Here is a 21,489-nt window from a genome sequence, read left to right as displayed (position 1 = left end):
GCTATGTTATTTAACCAAGCTGATTCTATTAATTCGATTTTAAATTTTGAACTTCTCTTAGTATATGTTCGCGAAACAGGGCCTCTTCTAATGGATCTGTTTCAAATGTATCATGGCTAAGTTTGGCTTGAAGTTGACGCATAGCTTGATACCACCGATACATATCGGCAATCATTGTCTCTTTAAATTCAGGATACCAATAGTCGATTTGTAGTAGACAAGCTTTGCCCACCTCGATGGGTATCCAATCGAATGTTAGGATTGCTCCATCCAACCAAGCAAAGGATAATGTCTTAGCTGGTTCGTAATCCATCAACATAAAGCTTTCTTGGTCTTCCCTATTATAGCTAAATTGAATACTCCCTCCAGGTCTCAAATCTTTAAAAGCGATACCTGGATAACAAGCATGTTCGGTCAAGAAAATTTGCCAGACTTCCGCACAGCTTTGCGGGTAGCTCAAGGCTAGTTTAACACATTGTCCCTGATCAAGCTGACTTAAGGCATCATCGATGCTTTGCCCTGTTTGACAGCCACAGCTACAAGTCGGGCTATGACTGTATAGTTCGTCAAGCAGATTAGCTTTGTGTTTTGTCATCCAATACCACCCTTAACGAAATTTGGGTTTATAAATTTCCCGTTTGTCTAAGGGGAAGATTTGTGGCGTAAAATGACCTGCATCCGTTTGTTCAAGGACTTGGGTAATCATGTTTATTTTAGCATCCATATCATCGATATAATGAATCAACTCAGCTTCTAACAATTGCGGAAGGACTGGACTACCAAATTCCTGTTTGCCATGGTGAGCTAAGACCACATGCTTCAAGAGTAAGATGGGTTCAATTTCCGAATCGATACCAATTTCTTGACAGGTTCGATCAATCAATTCAGACATCAAGACAATATGACCCATGAGCTTACCTCTAAGGGTGTATTCCGTTGATATTGGACCACTTAGCTCAATCGTCTTACCGATATCGTGCAGAATAATCCCGCCAATCAATAAGGAAGCATTTAATTGTGGATAGATTTCCAATAGCTTGCTCGCAATTTGCACCATGGTCAAGGTGTGAAAAGCTAAGCCCCCTGCTAAGGCATGGTGATTACGTTTAGCTGCTGGGTAAGTAAAGAAAGCTTCCTCATGAGTCTTCAAAATTTTGCGCACGACACGGGCAATATTAGGTTCTTTAATCATAAATAAGGCATTGTCTAGTATTTCAACCAATTCGTCCCGTGAAAGCTCAATACTTTCTACATAATAGGTTGGGTCAATCGGCTCACCTGCTTCGGCTAAACGCATCTTTTCAATTCGTACTTGAGGCCGACCTTGATAGTTCTCACGTCTTCCTTGTAATAAGACGACCTTGCCCGCCTGAAAGCTAGCAATTTCTTTCTCATTGGCACTCCAATACATACCATCCATGGCCCCTGACTTATCTTGAAATCTAAAGGCAATAAAGGGGTTGCCGTTACGGGCTGTTCGCACATCTGCTGATTTAATCAATACATATAAGGCAAATTCCTCACCGACATTCAAATCAAATAATTGTTTCATAATTCCTCCTCAACTAAGCTTGATCGAGCTCTTCAAGATCGATTTCATGATCAGGTTCAAAGATATCAATGGCTAATTGATCAAAGGTAAAGAATAGAATTTGATGGCGTTCTGACATTTCCTTGAGCACTTGATACATGCTTTGTCGTCGCTGTTCATCGAAATTCACGAAAGCATCATCAATAATTATAGGCATTGAAACCATTTGCTTAGCACTCTCTACAAAAGCCAAACGTAAGGCCACATAGAGTTGCTCTAAAGTCCCTTGAGATAATTCGTGAGGCTCGAATAAGATATCCGAGAATTGTTTCACTTTGATCGAATTTTTATTGATTTTGACCTGAGTATAGCGTCCTCCAGATAATTTATAGAAAAGTTCGTTAACTTTTTCGTTCATTTCTGGCAATGGATTCTCCATCCCATAACGTAAAGTATCATAAATTAAGGCGGTCGCAATATGTTTCTGTCCCCATTCAATGATAACATCACGAATCTTAGCTTTCTTATTCTCGATCTGTTGACTTAATTCTTCATAGGATCCATCCTCTTGAAGACGATTAATTTCCACCATGACATTGGCTAATTGATGCATATGTGGGGTTAAATTTTCTTTCGCTCGTTGCAACATTTGTTGTTGTTGTTCTAACTGCTCACTTAGTTCCTGGCGATTTTGAATCTTGGCTAATTCCTGTGCATAATCTTGCGTTTGTTCAGCGAACAACTGATGTTTCGCCTGCAAGTCTTCAATTTCTTTATTGGTATTAATCTTTTGTTTGAAGTCAATCACATCTTTAGCTGAAGCTTGATCCAAATAATTTTGAATCAGTTGACTGCGTTGTTTGATCGCCTCTTCTTCACTTTCCACTGAATGCGTTGTTAACTTCCGTCGATCCTCTAAGGCGTTGGCTCGTTGCATGGTTTGGATGAGACTGGCTTCAACTTCTTCCACATGGCGAATTAATGGCCGAATTCTCTCAGTCTGTTCAAATGGAAAACGGGTCAGCAATGGCTTTATTAATTCCACCCAAGCAGAAATTCTCGCTTGCTGTTCAGCTTCCTCGGTCAATAATTTCTCATAGCGGACTTTAGTTTCCAGATAATGCTTCACCGGATTCGCTTTCAAGACAATTTCCGGATCGGCCGTTGGATAGAAGCCCATCGAACTCAACCAACTTTGTTGCTCTTTCATCAGCTTGGCCAAATCTTCTTGTAATTGTTCCATCTTCATTTCTCGATCATTAATCTCTAAACCAAAAGCCTTCCCTTGTTCTACAAATTGTCGCTCTTGTTCATGCAAATCGATGATTTTTTGATGGATGGGATTATTCTGAAAGCTTTGGACCAAATTACGATGTTTCAGATAAATATAAATCATCTGACCGAGGCCCACCATTGCTAGCAAGACGGCCACAATGACAAAAAGACTAGATAATGACTGACCTTGAATAAATTGGTAGAAAACATAACTTACTCCGGCAAGCAAGATAATAAAGCCTGGTAAATAATGACTTAATTGGGTTTGTTGAATCAATTGTTCTTCATCATTGACCCGTTGATTCTCTAATTGAGCAACCTGTTGGCGGGCAATCGCCGCATTATTCTGGTATGCCTTTCTTTGCTCTAGCAAGAATTTTCGCTCTGATCGAATACTTTCGTTTTCTTCTTGAATCTGATCTTTATTCCCTTGGATTGTCAGCCCTCGATCAATGGCTCGATCATATTCCTCTCCTTGAACAATTTTTTCTGGATAAAACTGACCTTGTTTTGCTAGATGGTCTAACATTTCTTCAGCTTCATGGATTTGCCGCTGCAATTGTTCAATCTGCGTCTGAACTTGCTTGATTTCCTCTGTGGCGGATTGCCATTCTTTTCGATCTTGTTGACGGTTTTTGGCCCAAGTATAACGGGTCAATTGAGTCAATTCCTCATCAATATTGCGGATCCGTTCACGATATTCGGCAAGTTTCTTTTCGCTTTCACGATTATCCCGTAAAGCGGCATCAACTTCGGTCGGCGCCTCTTCAGGAATCTCAGTATAGATTAATTGGTCTAGCTTCCTTTGAACGACCAAATCCTTCAGATGAATTTCATACCGATTAATGAGCTGATCTAAATTGCGCACTTTGTGCTCTATGTCCTTGATGCTCTCATTTAATTGATTAATCGCTGAATTTTCTGCTTGTTGCTGGCTTAATAGATAACTATAGCGTTGGTGTTTCTGTTTAATTTGTTGAACTTGTCTTTGTAAAACTTCGAACTCCGTTAATAATTGATTTAATTTAGGGTTCGTTCCCTGACGTTTATAGAGTTCATCAGTATCCTTCTCGAATTGTTTGGCGACAGCTAGGAACTTATCACTTCCCAAAGTACCAATGCTCAAGAAGAAATCATTTAAGTCTTCTGAACCAATATTGGCCAATTCTTGTAAATTATTTAAATTAAAAGCATAGAAGTAATCAAAGACATTCTCATCGAGTCCACCTAGGATTTCTTTCAAGACGCTATCTTCTAGGACTTGTCCTTCTTTAGTCTGAATGGTTAAGAATTTGGCCGTCCGTTCTACCCAAATCTCGCCATATGGGGTCTCACTGAGCAGGATTCTCCCCCCATAGCTTTCTCCATGGCGCGGTTCATAACGATTCTGTTGGAATTTACGCCGTCTTTTATCAGGAAAGCCAAAAAGAATACTCTTAATAAAGGATTGAATGGTCGATTTTCCTGTCTCATTAGGGCCATAAAATATCTGAAGTTGAGCATCAATATCGAAAGATTGGTTAACCCATTTACCATAACCGTAAATTTCTAGTCGTTTAATCTTCATCTTTCGTTGCCTCCCCTTCTTGATCAAAACCTAAAGATTGGACAACCAAATCTCGGGCGCCTTTACTTATCTCATTTCTTAGTTCTTCTTCCATAATGAGGCCTTTGAGATAAGTCTGAATGGTCGGATGATTCTCGAGGGGCGCCATCATGCTTTGATATTCTTTGTCATCATTTAAAGCAGTGTAGGCTTCCTCAAAGCTTTGATTAAGATTGCGGTCATATTCAAAGGCCGAAACCATTAGGCTTCGATTCAAGCTTATTTTAGCGACCACCACAAAATGATCCTCATCCAATTCATCTTGAATGGCTTCCAATAATTGTCCTTGACTGATTTGTGTTTGTAAATCATCATCTAAGCGTTCCGCATGGTTAAGTTCAATATCGAGAATATAAGACTGGTCATGTCCTTGAGCTTCGGATTGGTAATTGGCAATGATGTGTTGGATTTGCTTCAATAAATCAGCGGCTTGCAGATGCCATTGGCAATTGAGCTCGACTTTTTGCCAAATGATTGGGCTCAATTCAATAAACTCGTTTCCAGTCGCTTGTCCTTGATTTAGCTCGATAATATAGGCTCCTTTAGGTCCCGTTTCATTCCGATGTCGACCTTGAATGGTGCCAGGATATTGAATCAAAGGCGTCTGATGTAAAACATTTGCTTGGTGAATGTGTCCCAAAGCCCAATAATCATAATGCTTATCCAAGAGGTCTTCTAAAGTAAATGGAGCATAGTGAGCCTGGCTAGCATCTTTACTCGCTAATTCTCCATGGATCATCCCTATGGTGTAGATTGTTTGATAAGGATTGGTTGGAAATTGATCAATCATCCGATCAGCAATCCATTGATTTTTATAGGAGAAGCCATATACGCGAACACTCTCACCATTGCTTAAATCTAAATCAATATAAGATAATTTATTATCACGAAAAACGTGAATCCCTTCAGGATATCGACGTCCTTCTACAGAAGCCGTCATATAATCATGGTTACCATGGCAAAAGACCACTGGAATATCGGCTTGACTAAGACGTTCTAATTGTTGATGGAAGAAATATTGTGCTTTGACCGTTTGTTTTTGGGCGTCATAGACGTCTCCTACAATCAGCATTAGATCAACTTTTCGATTAATGGCAACATTAATACATCTTTCAAAAGCAATATAAGCCGATTCTAGGAGCCGACTCTGAATCGCTTGGAAATCTTTGCCCATACCCACAAAGGGAGTATCAAGATGCAAATCGGCTACATGCATTATTCTCATATCTGTTCCCTTTCTAGTTAAATAAAACCAACTGAAAAGTATCGTAATCTACGATGACTCCCAGCTGGCTTAGTTTCATCCTCAATTAAATCATGAATCAAATCGATACAGTTCTTCCAAAGGTCGATTAATCATTCCATAAATATCATGAATAACTTGACTGACCCGTTGTTCTTCTTGCATCAACTTATTAATCAGAGGATCTTTTTTCACCTTATCAGTTAGGTCTTGTAATTGGGCAAGCTCCTCTTCAGTGACTTGCTCAGCTTTTAATATTTTTTGTTGATAGGCTTGAGTTTGTTTACGATAATCGCTGAATAGGTCAGCCGATTGCGCATTGTTATGAATCTCGGTCATAATCGCTTTAAGGGCTTGATAGGATTCTAAATTTCTTAAATCTCGTTCAAGTTGGTTTGCTGTATCATAAATATTATTGTTCATCTTCTTCATCCTTTTCTACACCCCTAATATTAACAAATTCAGCCAAAAAATACTAGACGAACTGTCAGATAAAGGGCTGTCATCAACCTCAATATCAATGTTCAAGCATTCATCTTTACCAAGGAAGATCAATCTGATTCCATAAGTCAGCAAGGCCTTGACCCGCTTGGTCAGCTAATTCTTGACCCACTTGCCATAAACTTTCGGCCTGTTGACCCAGCCACTGACTGGCTTGGTCAAACCATGGACTGAGTTGTTCGGACCAGAAATCATCCGCCACCGTATTCGTGTCTTGATTCATGGTCGATGCATTGCTAACTTGGAAAGGTGTTTGGGCAGAAAGAGCCATGATATTGGTCGTTTGAATATTGAATAAGCTGCCTAAACCGCTAGGCATGATGGTATCTAGACTGGTATCACCCATCTCATCCAAACCAAGCCAAGTCACAATGACAAAGTCTGGTGTATAACCTATCATCCACTTATCGCGCGTGTCAGCAGACCCATCCACCGTTTCAGTCGAACCTGTCTTACCGGCAATTTGACCTAGATCAGGTCCCGCACCATAGGCCGTTCCATAACCACCATAGGTATCTAACATCATGGAAGTCATATCAGCCGCCACATTTTTAGTCATGACCATATGTTTGGTAGGCCGTTCATTATTATAAACTTCATTGCCTTGGGCATCTTCTATCTTGCGAATAAAAGAAGACTCTAAGCGAATGCCTTGATTGGCAAAAGCGGTATAAGCGTTGGCCAATTGCATTGGACTGATTCCTCGCTCAAAGGCCCCCAAAGCTAAAGGCAAATGCTTATCGTTATTCTTCACATCGATACCAAATTGCTGAAGTTTTTTGACCGATTTGTCGATCCCTAATTTATCCATTAAATAGACTGCGGAGGTATTTTTACTTTGAGCCAAAGCATAATAAAGCGGGGTCTCTCCACTAGGTTCAGTATAATGATTATAGTTCTCAGGCGCATAACCATTATAAGAACGTACTTCATCTGGGACCATCGAGTGAATATTGTAACCAGTTTCTAAAGCCGGCACATATACAGCTAAAGGTTTCAAAGTGGAACCTGGTGAACGTAACATATCGGTCGCTCGATTAAAGCCACGATAAGTATATTCTCCACGACCCCCATATACTGCCTCAACGCCGCCTGTGCTTGGATCAACGACAATACTTGCACTTTGGACCAAGGGTTGCTCGGCAGCATCATCAGGGAAAATCCCGCCAACTTGGTAGGACTGGTCTAAGGCGTTCTGATAGGCTGGATTTAGGTAGGTATAGATTTTATAACCTTTCCCAATCAAATCCCCTTCTGGAATATTGGTCTTGGCAATGGCTTCATTAATCACCGCATCAAAATAAGAAGGATAAGTATAAGAATCCTGCACATAATAATTGTCCCAGAGGTCGATACCCCGAGAAAGAATAATTTGATGGTCTTCAGCGGTAATCACTTGTTCTTTTAATAAGAGGTCTGCAATTACATTGCGACGATCGATGGCTGCTTGATAATCATCAATTGGGTTAAAAATATTTGGTCCTTTTAAAATTCCAGTTAGCACAATACTTTCATTCCAATTCAAGTTAGCAGCCGGATGACCAAAATATTTCTCTGAAGCATCTTCTACCCCCCAGACCCCATTACCAAAGTAGGCATGGTTCAAATACATCTCTAAGATTTGTTCTTTATCATAACTCTTCTCAATTTCTAAAGCTAAAAAGAGCTCTTTAAATTTACGTTGGAAGGTCTGATCTTGAGAAAGAAAAGCATTCTTAGCCAATTGTTGGGTCAAGGTGGATCCTCCACCACCAGAAGTATTTCGGTTGATTAGTAGGCGGATAAACGCTCGGCCAATCCCCATAGTATCGAAGCCATTATGTTCATAGAAACGCTTGTCCTCCGTAGACACCAGAGTCTTCTTCATCTGGTCTGAGACTTGATCCAAAGTGACATAGGTCCCTTTTTGATTGCTTAAATAGCCAGCCTCTTCGTCATTTGCTGTGTATATGGTGGTCTTCGTTTGTAAGGCATCTTTTAAGGTCTCGACACTGGTGGTTTTAGCAATCAAAACCAGATAGGATGAAAGCACTAAAGAGAAACTTAAGCCAATAAAGATGAGCCATTTCCAACCTCGATAGTAACGCCAGAGTTCCTTGAAAGTGGCCCAGGCTGCTTGCCATTTTTCTTTAGCCATTGAGAACCCTCCTTTTAAATACAGTAGTGACCTAAGAATACCTTTAAATTATGAATAAAAGATTAGTAAAATCAAGAATTATTTATGAACTAACCTTGGTGGTCCATCAGCAAAGCTCGGAATATCCGTATTCCACTTGCAATAATCTCGTCAGGAAATTCATAACGATCATCATGCAAGTCTGGGTGCTCATCACCGGAGCCAAGACCAAAGAACGTGCCAGGGAAGTTCATTAAATACCAGCCAAAATCTTCTGAAGGTCTGAAGGCTTGTTCAAGTTGATGATATGCTAGACCATTGGCTTTAGCGAGGCGTTCTAGACGTTCCACCTCTTCAACCGGGTTGGAAGTATCGGGGAATTGATCGAGATAACGAATCGCTGCGCTCAGGTGTTCCTCTGTTGCCAATCGATTCACTTCTTCTTCAAGCAAATTGGTCAACTCCTTTAAGTCACTATATTTGCTGGCACGCAAGGTCAATTGTAATTGACCACTGCCGGCTGCGATACCATACATGCCCTTTTGGCCTAATTCTAAAGAGATAATGGTAGCCATCACCAGACTATCAAAAGTATGACCTAGCGCCTTTTGCGGTCCGAAACCTGGGAACTTACCTAAGTCTTTCAATTTTAAGCAGAGTTCTGCCAAAGCAAAAGCCGGATTAATTCCTTTCTCAGGTTGACCCGCGTGGGTTTGTTGACCTTGAAACCGAATCTCCATCCCCGTAGAGGCACACATAAACGTTCCTGATTTGCCAATAATCTGATTTTGGGCAAATCCAGGAAAATTATGCAATCCATAAACATAATCCACGCCGATTTCTTGCATCCGGGGAACAATTTCTCGTGCTCCGACGCCATTCTCTTCAGCATGTTGAAAAATAAGCATCACATTGGTTGACAGATCCATTGAATCTAACTGCCAAGCTAATCCAGCCAAGATAGTAGAATGGCCATCATGGCCACAACCATGAAAAACTTGTCCCTGAGTGTTACTGATTGCATCATGGTCCGCTCGAAAAGCAATCGTCTGCTTGCCTGGACTCCCAGCCTTCCAGACATAAAACCAACGACCTTGATCTACAATCTCTAAATTCGAGCAATGGGTCTGAATAAAATCCTTGAGAATCTCGCGAGTTTCTTGTTCGTGTTCAGACAGCTCAGGATGCTTTCTCAAAGTCTGATGCAATTGTTTAAGTTGATCAAGTTCTTCCAAGCCAATATTCAGTTGTTCCACAAATAAGCGCTTCCCTTCCAAAGGTTTATATTTTAACTCTATTATACACCAACTATTAAAAAATAAGCCCTCCGATCCTTTAGATCGGAGGACTTAGTCACTAGCTTTGGCTAGTTAAACCAGCCTTAAGATAACTTAAGGTCCATAAGTGTTCACAGCACCTATGAATAGACCATCTTCCTGATTTGAGGTCGAACCTCTAGGTCTCCTGTAGGCAATCTATCCAGATTGCTTTCGACTCATCGCATGTAAACCATTATAGCAAATCGTGACTTTCTAGCAAGTCTATTTTAAAATTTTAGCAAGTTTCAGATTTTTAATTTTTTCTAGGTAAAAAAAGAGAGACAAAGACAAAACGTCAAAGTCTCTCTGACTAAACTTTAAGGGCAGGATCATATTCAAAACTTAGCTTGAATTTTGCCCCTTTTAAGAGTTTATTGCATCAAAATTTTCATTGAAGCACGGTTAAGCTTTCTTTGAATTGGCCATCACTTCTAGGCGGTATCCATCAGGATCAGTGACAAAGAAGTATGGATTCGATAAAGCTTTCATTTCAGAAACTTTATAACCGGACTCCTTGCATGCTTGATAGACTGCATCTAAATCATCAACACCTAAAGCCAAGTGACTGAAGCCATTACCGATTTCATAGGGATCTGCTTGGTAATTATAAGTCAGCTCAATTTCGAAATCGGATCCCGATGCTTTTAAAAATGATAGCGAGAATTTGTCTTCAGGATAATCTCTTTCACGAGCCACTTCAAAATCAAATAATTCAGTATAGAATTTCTTAGAAGCTTCTAAATCTCGCACACGAAGACAGGCATGTAATAATGTTTGGGCCATATAATATCGCTTCCTTTCATCATATTCTTATCTTTAGTCTAACAAATCCAACTCGGAAAAACACGCATTATACATCAAGATGGTCAAAGGCTAAGGGAACTAATTCCGCAACCGTGGTTTCCATAATCTCTTCGTCTGCATTTGATAAATAAACGGCAGTTTCTGGATCACAAAGTTCAACCATCACCTGGCGGCAGATTGAACAAGGACTGAGGAAGCCCTGACTAATGCCGGCAATCGCAATAGCTTTGACTGATTTAGCCGGATAGCCTTGAGAGATTGCGGTAAATAAGGCCGACCTTTCCGCACAATTCGTCGCACCAAAAGAAACATTCTCAACATTCACACCAGTAATGACCTGCCCATCCTTCATTAATAGAGCCGCCCCTACAGGAAAATGCGAATAAGGAACATAAGCTCGGCCTAAAACAGAACGCGCTTTCTCCATTAAATCTTGAGCCTCTTTGTTCATAACCTCTCCCTTTCTACAACTCTTGTTGATTGAAATATAATTTTTGAGCGGAAAAGAGGACAGGAACGCCCACTTTACCTTGTTCTTTGATTGCTTTAAAATCAGGATGTTTATCTCTTAATTTAAGAAAGGCTTTTAAATTAGCCATTGATTCAGTAATATTGATAGCCTGATAGACAATCTCCTTAGCTTGTAAGGCAGACACAAATTCTTCGGTATCAGGACATAAGTCACTGTAATATAAGATATGATCTTCCATGATTTCACTCCTTAGCTTAAGATTCTTCACTATTATAGCTCAAGTCAGCTTAAATGATAATCATTTGCAATTATGGCATGTGTTTCAACCTGATTTATTTAGAAGTTATTTTCAGATTTGCTTCAGCCCATAAATTCAGCTAAACTTGTATCAGATTAATTTTTCAAAAAGGAGTCATTATGAACACAAATCAATCATACAGTGACCAACTCCCTCAACAAAATTGGTTGCTGAAATTTATTAAGGGCATGTTTATTGGATCTGGTTTTATTTTACCTGGCGTTTCTGGTGGAGCCTTGGCCGCCATTTTTGGCCTTTACACTCCAATTATTCGCTTTTTATCGAATATCTTCGATCATTTTATTGAAAATGTGAAATTCTTTATTCCCGTTGCTTTAGGTGCGCTCGCGGGCATTGCCGGTCTATCCTGGGGCGTAAGTTATTTATTAGGCAACTTTGAAACAATCATTCTTTGGTTCTTTATCGGAGCAATCGTCGGCACCCTACCCGCCCTCTGGCAACAAGCAGGCGCTCAGGGACGGGATAAACGAGACTGGATGATCTTAATTGCCGCCTTTATTCTGGGACTAATCTTACTTAATCTAGGCCAACTCTCACAAAATGGGGCCATGACTCCTAGCTTTGCTGCTTGGATGCTATGTGGCTTTCTGATTGCCCTGGGTGTCTTAGTACCCGGAATGAGTCCCTCCAACTTTATCGTCTATTTAGGTTTATATAAGGCGATGGCGGATGGATTTAAGTCTTTTGACCTCTCGGTAATTCTTCCCATTGCCCTAGGCGGTTTATTAACCATCTTATTGCTTGCCAAAATCATTCATCATATCTTCGAACGCTATTATTCAAACTTCTTCCATTTTATTGTAGGGGTCGTTCTTGCTTCAACTGTCATGATTATTCCAACCGATTATCATGGGTTTACTTTCTTGCAGTATTTCCTCTGTTTCTTGATGTTGGTCTTTGGTGCTGCCGTCGGTCTGTGGATGGCCCGTTTAGAAGCAAAATATACCGACGAATAATCTTACTAAGTCACATTAAAAATGTCGCCCCACTTGAGCTAATACTCAGGTGGGGCGACTATTTTATCTTTAAATATTCTCAGCCTTATAATGTGTTTCAATTTCAGCTGCTGTTTCCTCAATGGATTTGTTCTCAACATTGATCATTCGAGCTCCTAATTTCTGATAGAGCTGTTCCGAGAACATTAATTCATCTTTAACTCGTTCCAAGCTAGAATATTTGGCGCTGCCAGTAATACCTAGAATCTTGACCCGTTCTGAACGAATATTCATGATATAACGAGGTGAGGCAGTTAGACCAAAGATTCGACGCGCATCAACTTCATAAATCTCTTTGGGAATAGGTACTTCCGGAATCAAAGGAAGATTAGACACCTTATAGCCCTTATTGGCTAAATACATGCTGAGCGGCGTCTTTGATGTCCGCGAAATTCCCAAGAGGACCATATCAGACTGAGGGAAGCCTTTATTATTTTTTCCATCATCATACTTAACAGCAAATTCAATGGCAGACACACGGTCAAAATAATTTTGATCCATTTGTTGTAAAAGACCACTCTCTTCAACTGGAGCTACTTCCGCTTTATTTTGAATCATGTGAATTAATTCTGTTAAAGCATTATGGTAGAGAATATGATGTTCATCCGCATACTCTTGGGCAAAGGTAGCCAGTTCACTGTTAACAATCGTGGCTACCACAATCGCATTCTCCAAACCAGCATCATGTAGGAGCGAAATCATCTCTTCTTTGGAAGCAATAAACGGGTAACGTTTAATGTTCTTATTCTTGATATTAGGAAATTGAGCTAGAACTGCATTGGCAACTCTAAGCGCAGTTTCTCCTACAGCGTCAGAAACGATAAACATTTTAATTTCTGTATCAGTCATGTTACTCCTCCGAAGTACTAAGTTCTACGAATAAGTTAACCAGATTCGTTTTGGATAGCTTACCGACAATTCGATTCGATCCTTTGCCCTCTACCACCGGTAAAGAGTCTACTTGATGGTTTACAATCAATTTTCCTGCTTCTAAGACCGGCATATCTGGGGTAGCCACAATTAAGTTCGGCATCCGAGTCATTACTACAGCAACAGCTAGCTCATTGGATTGACCTGTCGCCATCGATCTTAATAAATCTTTGCGTGAGACGATGCCCAGTAATTCCTGATTGTCGCCTTCTGAAATATAAATAGATCCAACGTCGTACATAAACAACATGGTCATGGCATCATGAATCGAAGTTTCAACCGAAATGATGACCGGGCTACTCATGATGTCTTCCACTTTCTTACTAGAGATTACTTCATGGAGCATAGGTTGGTAAGGTAGACCAGAATAAATATAACCCACCTTTGGCCGACCATCCAGGATTCCTGTTAAAGTCAGCACCGCCAAGTCACTACGAATGGTAGATTTAGCGATGTCTAGCCTCTCAGCAATATCATTCCCCGTTATCGGTTCATTATTCTTCACAATATCAATTATTTGTTGCTGTCTTTTTGTCAAATCCATTTATATCGCTCCAATATTTATTTCTCTTGTTTTCTGATGGTTGCTTGAGCTGCGGCAATCTTGGCGATAGGTACACGGAATGGTGAACAAGATACATAATCTAAACCAACTTGGTTGAAAAACATAATGGACTTAGGATCTCCACCCAATTCGCCACACACACCAATCTTCAAGTTAGGATTAGCTTGGCGACCTTTCTCAACAGCAATGCGGACTAATTCACCCACACCAGCTAAGTCGATGGTTTGGAAAGGATCTGTTTCTAAGACACCATTCTCAATATATTGATTAATAAATTTACCTGCATCGTCACGCGAGAAGCCATAAGTCATTTGGGTTAAGTCATTGGTACCAAAGCTAAAGAATTGGCCAATTTGTGCAAGGTCGTCAGCAATAAAGCATGCCCGTGGGATTTCAATCATGGTACCTACTGTATAAGCGAGTTCAACCCCTGCTTCTTGAATCATTTGATCGAGTTCAGCAACAATTTTTTCCTTGAGGATCGCTAATTCTTTTTGCGTACTTACTAATGGTATCATAATTTCTGGGCTAACTTCTAGTCCTTCTTGGACTAACTTAATGGCAGAAGTCATGATAGCCCGTGCTTGCATTAAGTATAAGTTAGGGAAAGTCATTCCTAGACGACAACCACGGTGTCCTAACATTGGGTTAACTTCTTTCAGATTATGAATCCGGCTCTTCAATTCTTGGGCTGAAATTCCTTGTTGACCAGCCACTAATTCGATGTCTTGGTCTTTGGCTGGCAAGAATTCATGCAAAGGTGGGTCCAATAAACGAATATTAGCTGGGAAGCCATCCAAAGCTCGGAAAATCTTTTCAAAGTCTTCTTCTTGGTATGCTTGAATCCGATCTAAAGCTGCTTGACGTTCTTCTTCTTTCTGAGAAAGAATAAAACTTCTAAATTCTTTCAAGCGTTCAGCTTTAAAGAACATATGCTCGGTCCGAGTTAATCCGATACCCACCGCGCCAAAGGCTAGACCGGTTTGGATATCTGGTAAGGTTTCAGCATTCATTCGAACTTTCAATTCAGAAACTTCTTCGGCCCATTCCATAATCGTTGCATAGGACTCATCCGTGCTCGTGAAGGATTGTTTGATTTCGCCCCGATATAATTTTCCTGAGCTACCATCTACTGAAATCAAGTCGCCTTCATGCAACTCGCCACCTGGATAAATAACTGTCTTATTTTCTTCTGAAATTTCGAGGTCATCCACACCAACGACACAAGATTTACCCATACCGCGGGCAACGACCGCCGCATGAGAAGTCATGCCTCCGTGGCTCGTTACAATGGCTTGAGCTAAGTTCATTCCTTCAATATCTTCTGGCGAGGTTTCTTGACGGACCAAGATGACTTTCTTCCCTGCTTCGGCCCATTCTTTAGCTACTTTAGCCGTAAAGACCACTTGACCCGTTCCTGAGCCAGGACTCGCTGGTAAGCCATGGTTTGAAATAAGTTCAGCCTGGGCTAAACTTTCACTGTCAAAGGTAGGATGTAGCCATTGGTTAACCGCACTTGGCTCAATTCGCATCAAGGCTTCTTCTTTAGTAATGACCCCTTCTTTAACCAAGTCTACAGCTACCTTGAATGCTGATTTAGCCGTCCGTTTACCATTTCGGGTTTGAAGGATATATAATTGACCTTCTTCAATAGTAAATTCAATATCCTGCATATCCTTGTAATGGTGTTCTAATTTATAAACCAACTCATTCAGCAAAGTATAAATTTCAGGGAAATCTTCAGCAAGTTTTTGAATGGAAGATGGAGTTCGAATACCGGCAACAACGTCTTCACCTTGAGCATTCACTAAATATTCACCAAATAATTTATGTTCTCCGGTGGCCGGGTTCCGGGTAAAGAGTACCCCAGTCCCTGAACTTTCACCGCGATTTCCGAAGACCATTTCTTGAATATTTACGGCTGTTCCCATGTCATTCGGGATTTCATTTAATTTACGGTAATATTTGGCCCGATCATTATTCCATGAACGGAAAACCGCTTTAACCGCTTCATAAATTTGATCCGTCACGTTTTGAGGGAAAGGTTGGTCGATTTCTTTTAAGTAAAGTTCTTTATAATCGGCAATCACAGCTTTTAATTGATCTGCAGTTAAATCAGAATCATAACGAGCATGGGCAGCTTTCTTGTGTTGATCTAAGATTCTTTCGAATTTGCTCCCATCCATCCCAAAAACAACGTTACCATACATTTGTAATAGACGACGATAGCAGTCATAAGCAAAACGATAATCTTGTGTTTCTTGAGCGAGGGTTTCCACAGTGTGGTCATTTAAGCCGACATTAAGAATCGTGTCCATCATACCTGGCATAGAAATTTTGGCTCCTGAACGCACAGAAACTAAGAGCAGATTCTCAGCACCGTCAAATTTCTTACCAGTGTCCTGCTCTAATTGTTGTATATATTGATCGATTTCAGCTTTAAGTTCATCCAATAAGACTTCACCATGATTTAAGAATTCTAAACACGCCTTGGCAGAAATGGTAAAGCCTTTAGGAACAGGTAAGCCCAAGCGGGTCATCTCAGCTAGGTTGGCACCTTTGCCCCCTAGGATATCTTTCATTTGAGCTGTTCCTTCATTAAAAGCATAAACACGTTGCATATTCTTCCTCCTCATTATTAATGCATCATAAAAGAATTATATAATATGCACTATTAGATTGCAATGACTAAAGCTTATCTTATCAAATTATAATTTAATATAACCTGATGGACATTTATCGTCCTTTTACAAGTAAATATTTATCTACAAATTTCACTCACCCACCGAAAAACGCCTGCACAATCGGCATGGCCAGTAAATGACCAAGCGACTGACTTGTACTTCTAACTAGCTAAGTACTTTGTATGGTCTATCTGAACACCTTCCCCAACCCAGTCCCTAAAGCCTCCAAATTAGGGAGAACAAGGTCTAAAATAAGTCTGAAACTTATCAAATAAGCGGAAGACGTTGCTCTATTATTTTAGCCAATACAGTGACAGCTTCAGTTTAGATTATTAGTACCAATCAATGACCTCTACTGGCCTGAAAAAATAATCTTTTCAAAATAAATACGAATCAATACTACTCGCAAGCCTCAAGAAGATCCACGCAGCTTACAAACTCTTAGCGACTTGTCGCTTAGAATTTGTCTAGTGGATCTAGTCCGAAAAAGCTAAAGCTTTGAAGGACGATCGCTTGCAAGTAGTTTGATTCGTAATTTGTTTATTTTGAAAGTTAATATTTTAACTACAGACGGCGACGAATAGCATTCCAAACATAGTGACCGAAATAATACAAAGCTTTCGGCAGTCCTAGTTTTTCTAGATGGTAATAGGTATGCCAGGTCCTTTTCAATGCGCCCCACTTGTTCGCTGAAATCGAGCTAGCAACCTGACGATAATGATTCAAAACCCAATCTAAACCATAGGCTTCAATCTTGCGTTCCCGCATCAACATCAACCAGGTCGCTGTATCTTGCCCCTTGCGCACCAAGGGCATTTGAAAGTCCCCAACTGCTTGCCGATTAATCATCACGGTCGAACAGGCAATGGCCGTATTCTTTAATAAATCGGTGTAAGTCAGATGCGCAGGTACCCCCACCTTATCCTTAATAATCTGACCTGCTTCATCCACCAATGCTAAATCGGTATAAGTAAAGACGTAGCCGTGATCTTGCATAAATTGCAGTTGCAAACTCAATTTGTCTGCCATCCACTGATCATCGCTATCAATAAAAGCGATATAGGTTCCGCGTGCTGCTTGAAGTCCACAATTCCGAGCCACTGCAGCGCCAGAATTCTCACTTAAAGTAATCAGCTTAATCCGTTGATCAGACTGACTCGCTCGCCGAATGATCTCCGCACTTTGATCTTGACTACAATCATCAACTAAAATAAGTTCCCAATGCTGATAAGTTTGCTCTTGCACACTATCTATCGTTTGTTGAATAAAGCGTTCAGCATTGTATACCGGGGTGATGATTGAAATTAAGACTTCTTGATCCATCGTTCGACTCCTTAAATGACTTGAATAATTTTTAGAGGCACATGAAATAACTTAGCCAGCTTATATTGATCACGATACCAGGCTTTATCGGTCACATTACTGTGAATTAAAATAACAATTTCTTGAATCGTTTCTTGAATTTGACCACTTTGCCCTAAGTCAGCTAAATAATAACAACCTGCTTGTTTGGTTAAATCGGTCAAATCAATGCCCTCGTGACCAGCTTGACTAATTACTAACCTAGTGTCCACGTGAGGAATTTGAATAACTTGGGCTAATTCCGATCCTACTTGTCCCTTATGTCCTGACCATAGTAGATGTTTATCATCCATGTCCCAACTATATTCAAAAGCATAAGCAATCTGTGATTTCCGTAGACGGGCCAACCAAAGAATCAAAGCAGTAATGATTGACCCCATAATCAGACCAAGCACCGAAAATATAATAATATTCTTAGCCGTCATCCCGGCAAACATATTTAAAGTTGCTGGGGTCGGAACCGTTTGGACCATGTCTAAATCCAAGAGTTCAACTGTTTGAGCCGGATTGGTAATATTAATTTGATGTTTTTGATTAAAGTCAAAACGCTCCTCGCTTAACAATTCAGCATAAGCTTGGGCAATTTTTAAGTTTTCAGCACTGGTTTTGCCCACTAAAAATCTAAAGGTAATCAGTCCCGAACTATTATCACGGATCGCAGCAATCCCCCCACGGAACCCATCACTCTTAAACAATTCTAGCTGTCGTTCAGAGTCTAACCATTGATGGAATTGGATACCTGTTCGATCTTCAATTTCTTTAATCACCGGTTCTGAAGAAAAATATTCATCATAGATATTGGAACTGGTAAATAATTGGCCATCTTCAATCGAAATAATGGCTTGAAATTCAGCCGGTTCTTGTTGGTAGACCCGATTTAAATACTGATAAGCTTCATTTCGATTACTTAACCAAACCTGTCCTAAAAGATAACGGGCGCCTAATAAAATCAAAGCTCCCAAGACTGCACCCAGTAATAGGCGCCAAAGATTCGCTTTAAGAAATCGCCAATATTCAGCGATAATCGTTAATAAACTCATATTCTCTCCCCTTTTGTCGATATTTTAACTGATTTTCGATGATATTGATATAGGCAATGATAACCGCAAAGAAGACCCAATGCCATTCAATTAACATATTACTTGCACTAGTAATACTAGCAAAGATATACACAATCAAAAAGGCCATTAAATTATTGTTCACTGCTCGCCATTGCGGAATCAGCTGACTTCTCAACGTAAAGAGTCGACGAATCATCACACCATACATCGTCACATAGATACAAAAAGCCGGCCAACCATAAGCCACCAAGATTTCTAACCACCAATTATGCATATTCGTAATAATCTTAGTAGGTAGTTCACGGAAATAATTCATCCAGAATTCAATATTACCGGCACCAACACCTAGACCAAAGGTTTGACCTAAGAAATGTAAACCATTGCGCCACAAATTCATCCGGACGGTATCCCCATCCAACTCTTCGCCATAGCCTACATAGAACAGCGTATCAATTTTATTCTGAATCGCTGGCACCAAAGCGATACTTATTGCGATTAGAAGTATAAAGACCAGCACAATTTTACGCCATTGAGGCAATTTCAAGTCGACTTTAAATTGTAGCAAGAATTTAATCACAATAATTAGAATAAAACTTAATAAAATCATCCGGGATTCACAGCGGAAGACGAGATAGGAAGCTAAGAGCATCTGCCCAAGTAATATTAATCGTTGCCAATTAAATTTGGTCAAGGAAAGCCCAATCATGCATACAGTTAGAAAGGCCAATAGCATGGTCGCATAATCATTCTGATTTTCAAAGACAGTGACGGGAATCCGAGTAAGAGGTTGACTTGCAAACGTTCCATGCTTATCTAATTTATTCAAATCGGCAAACAGATAGTGATTAGTTAATAGCTCATAATAACCCCAGAACATTAATATCGACATGCCTAACCACATGGCCCGAATCAACCTCCGCCATAAATTCATATCATGGACCCATAAATAAACGAGTACAATGGCAGAAATTCCCAAAGTTAATAGGAACATGGCGCGTAACCAATGACCAAAGCTCATCGCCCAGAGAACCGATAAAAATCCCCAGAGCCACCAGCAAAGATAACCGATGACTAACCAGTGGCTGGTCAATTTACGGTCAATCTTTAATTGAGGGTGATGTTTGAAGGCTTGATATATCGTTAAGAAGATCCCCAAAAATAGAGTCATTCGATATAAACTAAGTTGGAAACCAGGTAAGGGAACGGCCAATAACTCCGTGCCTAGAAAGACCGAAAAGACTAATAATATCATCAGCACTTCCATAAAATATCCCCTCCTTCTTAATTAAAATCCCAATCCTTTGGATTATCTTTAATCGCAAAAATAGTCTGATAGGTTGTAAATTGAATTAACAAAGCTAAGACAGCTAGAATTATCGTCCCGAGCGTCGTCCAAGCGAGCGGAAAAGCATTCAACAAAGCCGCTAATAACATCATTAAGGTTACCAAGACCTGTTTCTTCTGCGGGAAATAGAACCCAGTCTTACGGGAGAAATAAGTCCGTGCCAGATAAAATACAATGTAAGCCATGGTTGAAGCTAAAGCAGCACCTCGATATCCCCAACTTGGGGTTAGAAGTAAGTTCAAGAAAAAGCTCGGCACCAAGGCTAGTAACGAAACAAAGATATTATAGTAGGTCTTGCGTGAGAATGAGATGCCTAAAGTTGTCGTCTCTGACAAGGTATACATAATATGTGGGAAACAAAGTAATCCAAGCACATAGGTTGATTCTAGATAATCAGTCTTCCCGCTCGAAAGTAGCCAGATAATTGGTTCTTTTAAGAAGAGCAAGGCAAAGAATATCACGGTCAAAACCAATAATAAGGCATCCGAAATAAATTGATAATTCTTTAATGGTTTTTCTTCCTTATACCAACGAAAAGCTGTCGGGACCCAAAAGCTAGCAAATGCGGTCTTTAGAATCCCAAACATACTCGCAATCTTAGCTGCATGGGTATAGACTCCCCGATCATATAGGGTTGAGACACTGGTAAGGAAACTAGTATCCATCATATTTAAAATTGAAGCGACTGACGTTGATATCATGATCGGCAAGCCAAATTTCAACATCTGACTGATAATAGCTTGATCGACTGAGAAATGCCGTAAATCTAAAAGATGCCAATAACGAATGTATAGACAAAGATCGGCTAACAGTTGTCCAAAGATTAACCCATAGACAATCAGGGTAAAATCACGCATGCCCATAAAAATTAACAGTAAGGAAACAACGAAAGAGCCAACTTTTAATAAGAGACTATAAAAAGAGTACTCGAAAGCTTTCTCTTCCATTCGAATAGTCATTAACACAAAGCGTTCAACGACCGTCGATAAGACCCAGAAGCCCGCAAAGTAAACCAAATAATAGTAGGATGGGTCTTTAAACAACCAGCTTGAGATTGGCCGAGCAAAAATAATAAAAATCGCAAACAAAACCAAACCAACAGCAAAAGGCACCAGTGTCGCTTGTTGCATTAATTTCCGTTTATCTTTATAAAGATGATATTCTCGCGAGAATGATTGATCCAAACCTAGATAAATAAAGTTAGGAATATTTACCAGTAATAATTGAAAACTATTGGCATTGCCAATCTCCTCAACCGGCATTAAACTCGAAAAAATGGGCACCTGAATTAAGGACAGAATGGCTCCTAAAACGGGCCCTAATGAAAAGCCAAAGAGCCGCTTAATAAATTGTTTCATGTC

18 protein-coding genes are annotated in these 21,489 nt (G+C 40.1%); 1 reads left to right on the top strand and 17 read right to left on the bottom strand.

Annotation, left to right across the window (positions count from 1 at the left end; all coding sequences use genetic code 11):
* Positions 1-28: 28 nt before the first annotated feature.
* From BMX34_RS05890 to BMX34_RS05845, 10 genes are all read right to left on the bottom strand, one after another.
* Positions 29-595 (bottom strand): SRPBCC family protein, encoded by a 567-nt coding sequence (locus tag BMX34_RS05890; protein ID WP_092571826.1) that lies wholly within the window; start codon positions 593-595, stop codon positions 29-31.
* A gap of 12 nt (positions 596-607) precedes the next feature.
* Positions 608-1,552: a 3'-5' exoribonuclease YhaM family protein gene (locus tag BMX34_RS05885; protein WP_092571824.1), complete on the bottom strand. Its 945-nt coding sequence runs from the start codon at positions 1,550-1,552 to the stop codon at positions 608-610.
* A gap of 13 nt (positions 1,553-1,565) precedes the next feature.
* Complete coding sequence (locus BMX34_RS05880; protein WP_092571822.1) at positions 1,566-4,373, bottom strand: ATP-binding protein; 2,808 nt, start codon at positions 4,371-4,373, stop codon at positions 1,566-1,568.
* Positions 4,363-5,637, bottom strand: coding sequence for a metallophosphoesterase family protein (locus BMX34_RS05875; protein WP_092571819.1), 1,275 nt, complete (start codon positions 5,635-5,637; stop codon positions 4,363-4,365). Before BMX34_RS05875 ends, BMX34_RS05880 begins: the two co-directional genes overlap by 11 nt.
* Before the next feature lie 90 nt (positions 5,638-5,727).
* Entirely contained in the window at positions 5,728-6,078 is a 351-nt protein-coding gene (locus BMX34_RS05870) for a YlbF family regulator (protein ID WP_159428865.1), read from the bottom strand.
* A 115-nt stretch (positions 6,079-6,193) separates the two neighbouring features.
* A complete protein-coding gene (locus tag BMX34_RS05865; RefSeq protein WP_092571815.1) occupies positions 6,194-8,293 on the bottom strand; it encodes a transglycosylase domain-containing protein in 2,100 nt (699 codons plus the stop codon).
* 89 nt (positions 8,294-8,382) lie between these two features.
* Entirely contained in the window at positions 8,383-9,528 is a 1,146-nt protein-coding gene (locus tag BMX34_RS05860; protein ID WP_159428864.1) for a M20 metallopeptidase family protein, read from the bottom strand.
* A gap of 465 nt (positions 9,529-9,993) precedes the next feature.
* A complete protein-coding gene (gloA, locus tag BMX34_RS05855) occupies positions 9,994-10,374 on the bottom strand; it encodes a lactoylglutathione lyase (RefSeq protein ID WP_092571811.1) in 381 nt (126 codons plus the stop codon).
* A gap of 67 nt (positions 10,375-10,441) precedes the next feature.
* Positions 10,442-10,846, bottom strand: a complete 405-nt coding sequence (locus tag BMX34_RS05850; RefSeq protein ID WP_092571809.1) for a cytidine deaminase — start codon at positions 10,844-10,846, stop codon at positions 10,442-10,444.
* A gap of 13 nt (positions 10,847-10,859) precedes the next feature.
* Positions 10,860-11,105 carry a hypothetical protein gene (locus BMX34_RS05845; RefSeq protein WP_092571807.1) on the bottom strand — a complete coding sequence of 82 codons (246 nt, stop codon included), beginning with the start codon at positions 11,103-11,105 and terminating at the stop codon, positions 10,860-10,862.
* A 179-nt stretch (positions 11,106-11,284) separates the two neighbouring features.
* Here BMX34_RS05845 and BMX34_RS05840 point away from each other — a divergent pair, with 179 nt between their 5' ends.
* Positions 11,285-12,142, top strand: coding sequence for a DUF368 domain-containing protein (locus BMX34_RS05840; RefSeq protein ID WP_092571805.1), 858 nt, complete (start codon positions 11,285-11,287; stop codon positions 12,140-12,142).
* Between the two features lie 69 nt (positions 12,143-12,211).
* Here BMX34_RS05840 and BMX34_RS05835 read toward each other — a convergent pair whose 3' ends face one another.
* From BMX34_RS05835 to BMX34_RS05805, 7 genes are all read right to left on the bottom strand, one after another.
* On the bottom strand, positions 12,212-13,030 hold the full coding sequence (locus BMX34_RS05835) for a pyruvate, water dikinase regulatory protein (RefSeq protein ID WP_092571803.1): 819 nt from the start codon (positions 13,028-13,030) through the stop codon (positions 12,212-12,214).
* A gap of 1 nt (position 13,031) precedes the next feature.
* A complete protein-coding gene (locus BMX34_RS05830) occupies positions 13,032-13,655 on the bottom strand; it encodes a helix-turn-helix transcriptional regulator (protein ID WP_092571801.1) in 624 nt (207 codons plus the stop codon).
* Positions 13,656-13,672: 17 nt separating this feature from the next.
* Complete coding sequence (ppdK, locus tag BMX34_RS05825) at positions 13,673-16,297, bottom strand: pyruvate, phosphate dikinase (RefSeq protein ID WP_092571799.1); 2,625 nt, start codon at positions 16,295-16,297, stop codon at positions 13,673-13,675.
* A gap of 627 nt (positions 16,298-16,924) precedes the next feature.
* Positions 16,925-17,683 carry a glycosyltransferase family 2 protein gene (locus BMX34_RS05820; protein WP_092571797.1) on the bottom strand — a complete coding sequence of 253 codons (759 nt, stop codon included), beginning with the start codon at positions 17,681-17,683 and terminating at the stop codon, positions 16,925-16,927.
* A gap of 11 nt (positions 17,684-17,694) precedes the next feature.
* Positions 17,695-18,762 (bottom strand): hypothetical protein, encoded by a 1,068-nt coding sequence (locus tag BMX34_RS05815; RefSeq protein WP_092571794.1) that lies wholly within the window; start codon positions 18,760-18,762, stop codon positions 17,695-17,697.
* The gene (locus tag BMX34_RS05810; RefSeq protein ID WP_092571792.1) at positions 18,737-20,047 is read right to left on the bottom strand and encodes an O-antigen ligase family protein; all 1,311 of its coding nucleotides are present in this window, start codon (positions 20,045-20,047) and stop codon (positions 18,737-18,739) included. Before BMX34_RS05810 ends, BMX34_RS05815 begins: the two co-directional genes overlap by 26 nt.
* 17 nt (positions 20,048-20,064) lie before the next feature.
* Positions 20,065-21,486 (bottom strand): lipopolysaccharide biosynthesis protein, encoded by a 1,422-nt coding sequence (locus BMX34_RS05805; protein ID WP_092571790.1) that lies wholly within the window; start codon positions 21,484-21,486, stop codon positions 20,065-20,067.
* Between the last annotated feature and the right edge of the window lie 3 nt (positions 21,487-21,489).

Origin of the sequence: Ignavigranum ruoffiae, assembly GCF_900110675.1 — a bacterium.
Lineage (GTDB): Bacteria > Bacillota > Bacilli > Lactobacillales > Aerococcaceae > Ignavigranum > Ignavigranum ruoffiae.
Note: the sequence above shows the minus strand (reverse complement) of the source record. Positions and strands in the feature narration are given on the sequence as shown.

What these genes read in the sequence shown, in the direction of transcription:
- BMX34_RS05815 (WP_092571794.1), bottom strand. Translation starts at nt 18,762, where the DNA reads ATGAGTTTATTAACGATTATCGCTGAATATTGGCGATTTCTTAAAGCG.
- BMX34_RS05890 (WP_092571826.1), bottom strand. Translation starts at nt 595, where the DNA reads ATGACAAAACACAAAGCTAATCTGCTTGACGAACTATACAGTCATAGC.
- BMX34_RS05875 (WP_092571819.1), bottom strand. Translation starts at nt 5,637, where the DNA reads ATGAGAATAATGCATGTAGCCGATTTGCATCTTGATACTCCCTTTGTG.
- BMX34_RS05880 (WP_092571822.1), bottom strand. Translation starts at nt 4,373, where the DNA reads ATGAAGATTAAACGACTAGAAATTTACGGTTATGGTAAATGGGTTAAC.
- BMX34_RS05870 (WP_159428865.1), bottom strand. Translation starts at nt 6,078, where the DNA reads ATGAACAATAATATTTATGATACAGCAAACCAACTTGAACGAGATTTA.
- BMX34_RS05885 (WP_092571824.1), bottom strand. Translation starts at nt 1,552, where the DNA reads ATGAAACAATTATTTGATTTGAATGTCGGTGAGGAATTTGCCTTATAT.
- ppdK (WP_092571799.1), bottom strand. Translation starts at nt 16,297, where the DNA reads ATGCAACGTGTTTATGCTTTTAATGAAGGAACAGCTCAAATGAAAGAT.
- BMX34_RS05820 (WP_092571797.1), bottom strand. Translation starts at nt 17,683, where the DNA reads ATGGATCAAGAAGTCTTAATTTCAATCATCACCCCGGTATACAATGCT.
- BMX34_RS05850 (WP_092571809.1), bottom strand. Translation starts at nt 10,846, where the DNA reads ATGAACAAAGAGGCTCAAGATTTAATGGAGAAAGCGCGTTCTGTTTTA.
- BMX34_RS05805 (WP_092571790.1), bottom strand. Translation starts at nt 21,486, where the DNA reads ATGAAACAATTTATTAAGCGGCTCTTTGGCTTTTCATTAGGGCCCGTT.
- BMX34_RS05865 (WP_092571815.1), bottom strand. Translation starts at nt 8,293, where the DNA reads ATGGCTAAAGAAAAATGGCAAGCAGCCTGGGCCACTTTCAAGGAACTC.
- BMX34_RS05830 (WP_092571801.1), bottom strand. Translation starts at nt 13,655, where the DNA reads ATGGATTTGACAAAAAGACAGCAACAAATAATTGATATTGTGAAGAAT.
- gloA (WP_092571811.1), bottom strand. Translation starts at nt 10,374, where the DNA reads ATGGCCCAAACATTATTACATGCCTGTCTTCGTGTGCGAGATTTAGAA.
- BMX34_RS05835 (WP_092571803.1), bottom strand. Translation starts at nt 13,030, where the DNA reads ATGACTGATACAGAAATTAAAATGTTTATCGTTTCTGACGCTGTAGGA.
- BMX34_RS05840 (WP_092571805.1), top strand. Translation starts at nt 11,285, where the DNA reads ATGAACACAAATCAATCATACAGTGACCAACTCCCTCAACAAAATTGG.
- BMX34_RS05845 (WP_092571807.1), bottom strand. Translation starts at nt 11,105, where the DNA reads ATGGAAGATCATATCTTATATTACAGTGACTTATGTCCTGATACCGAA.
- BMX34_RS05810 (WP_092571792.1), bottom strand. Translation starts at nt 20,047, where the DNA reads ATGGAAGTGCTGATGATATTATTAGTCTTTTCGGTCTTTCTAGGCACG.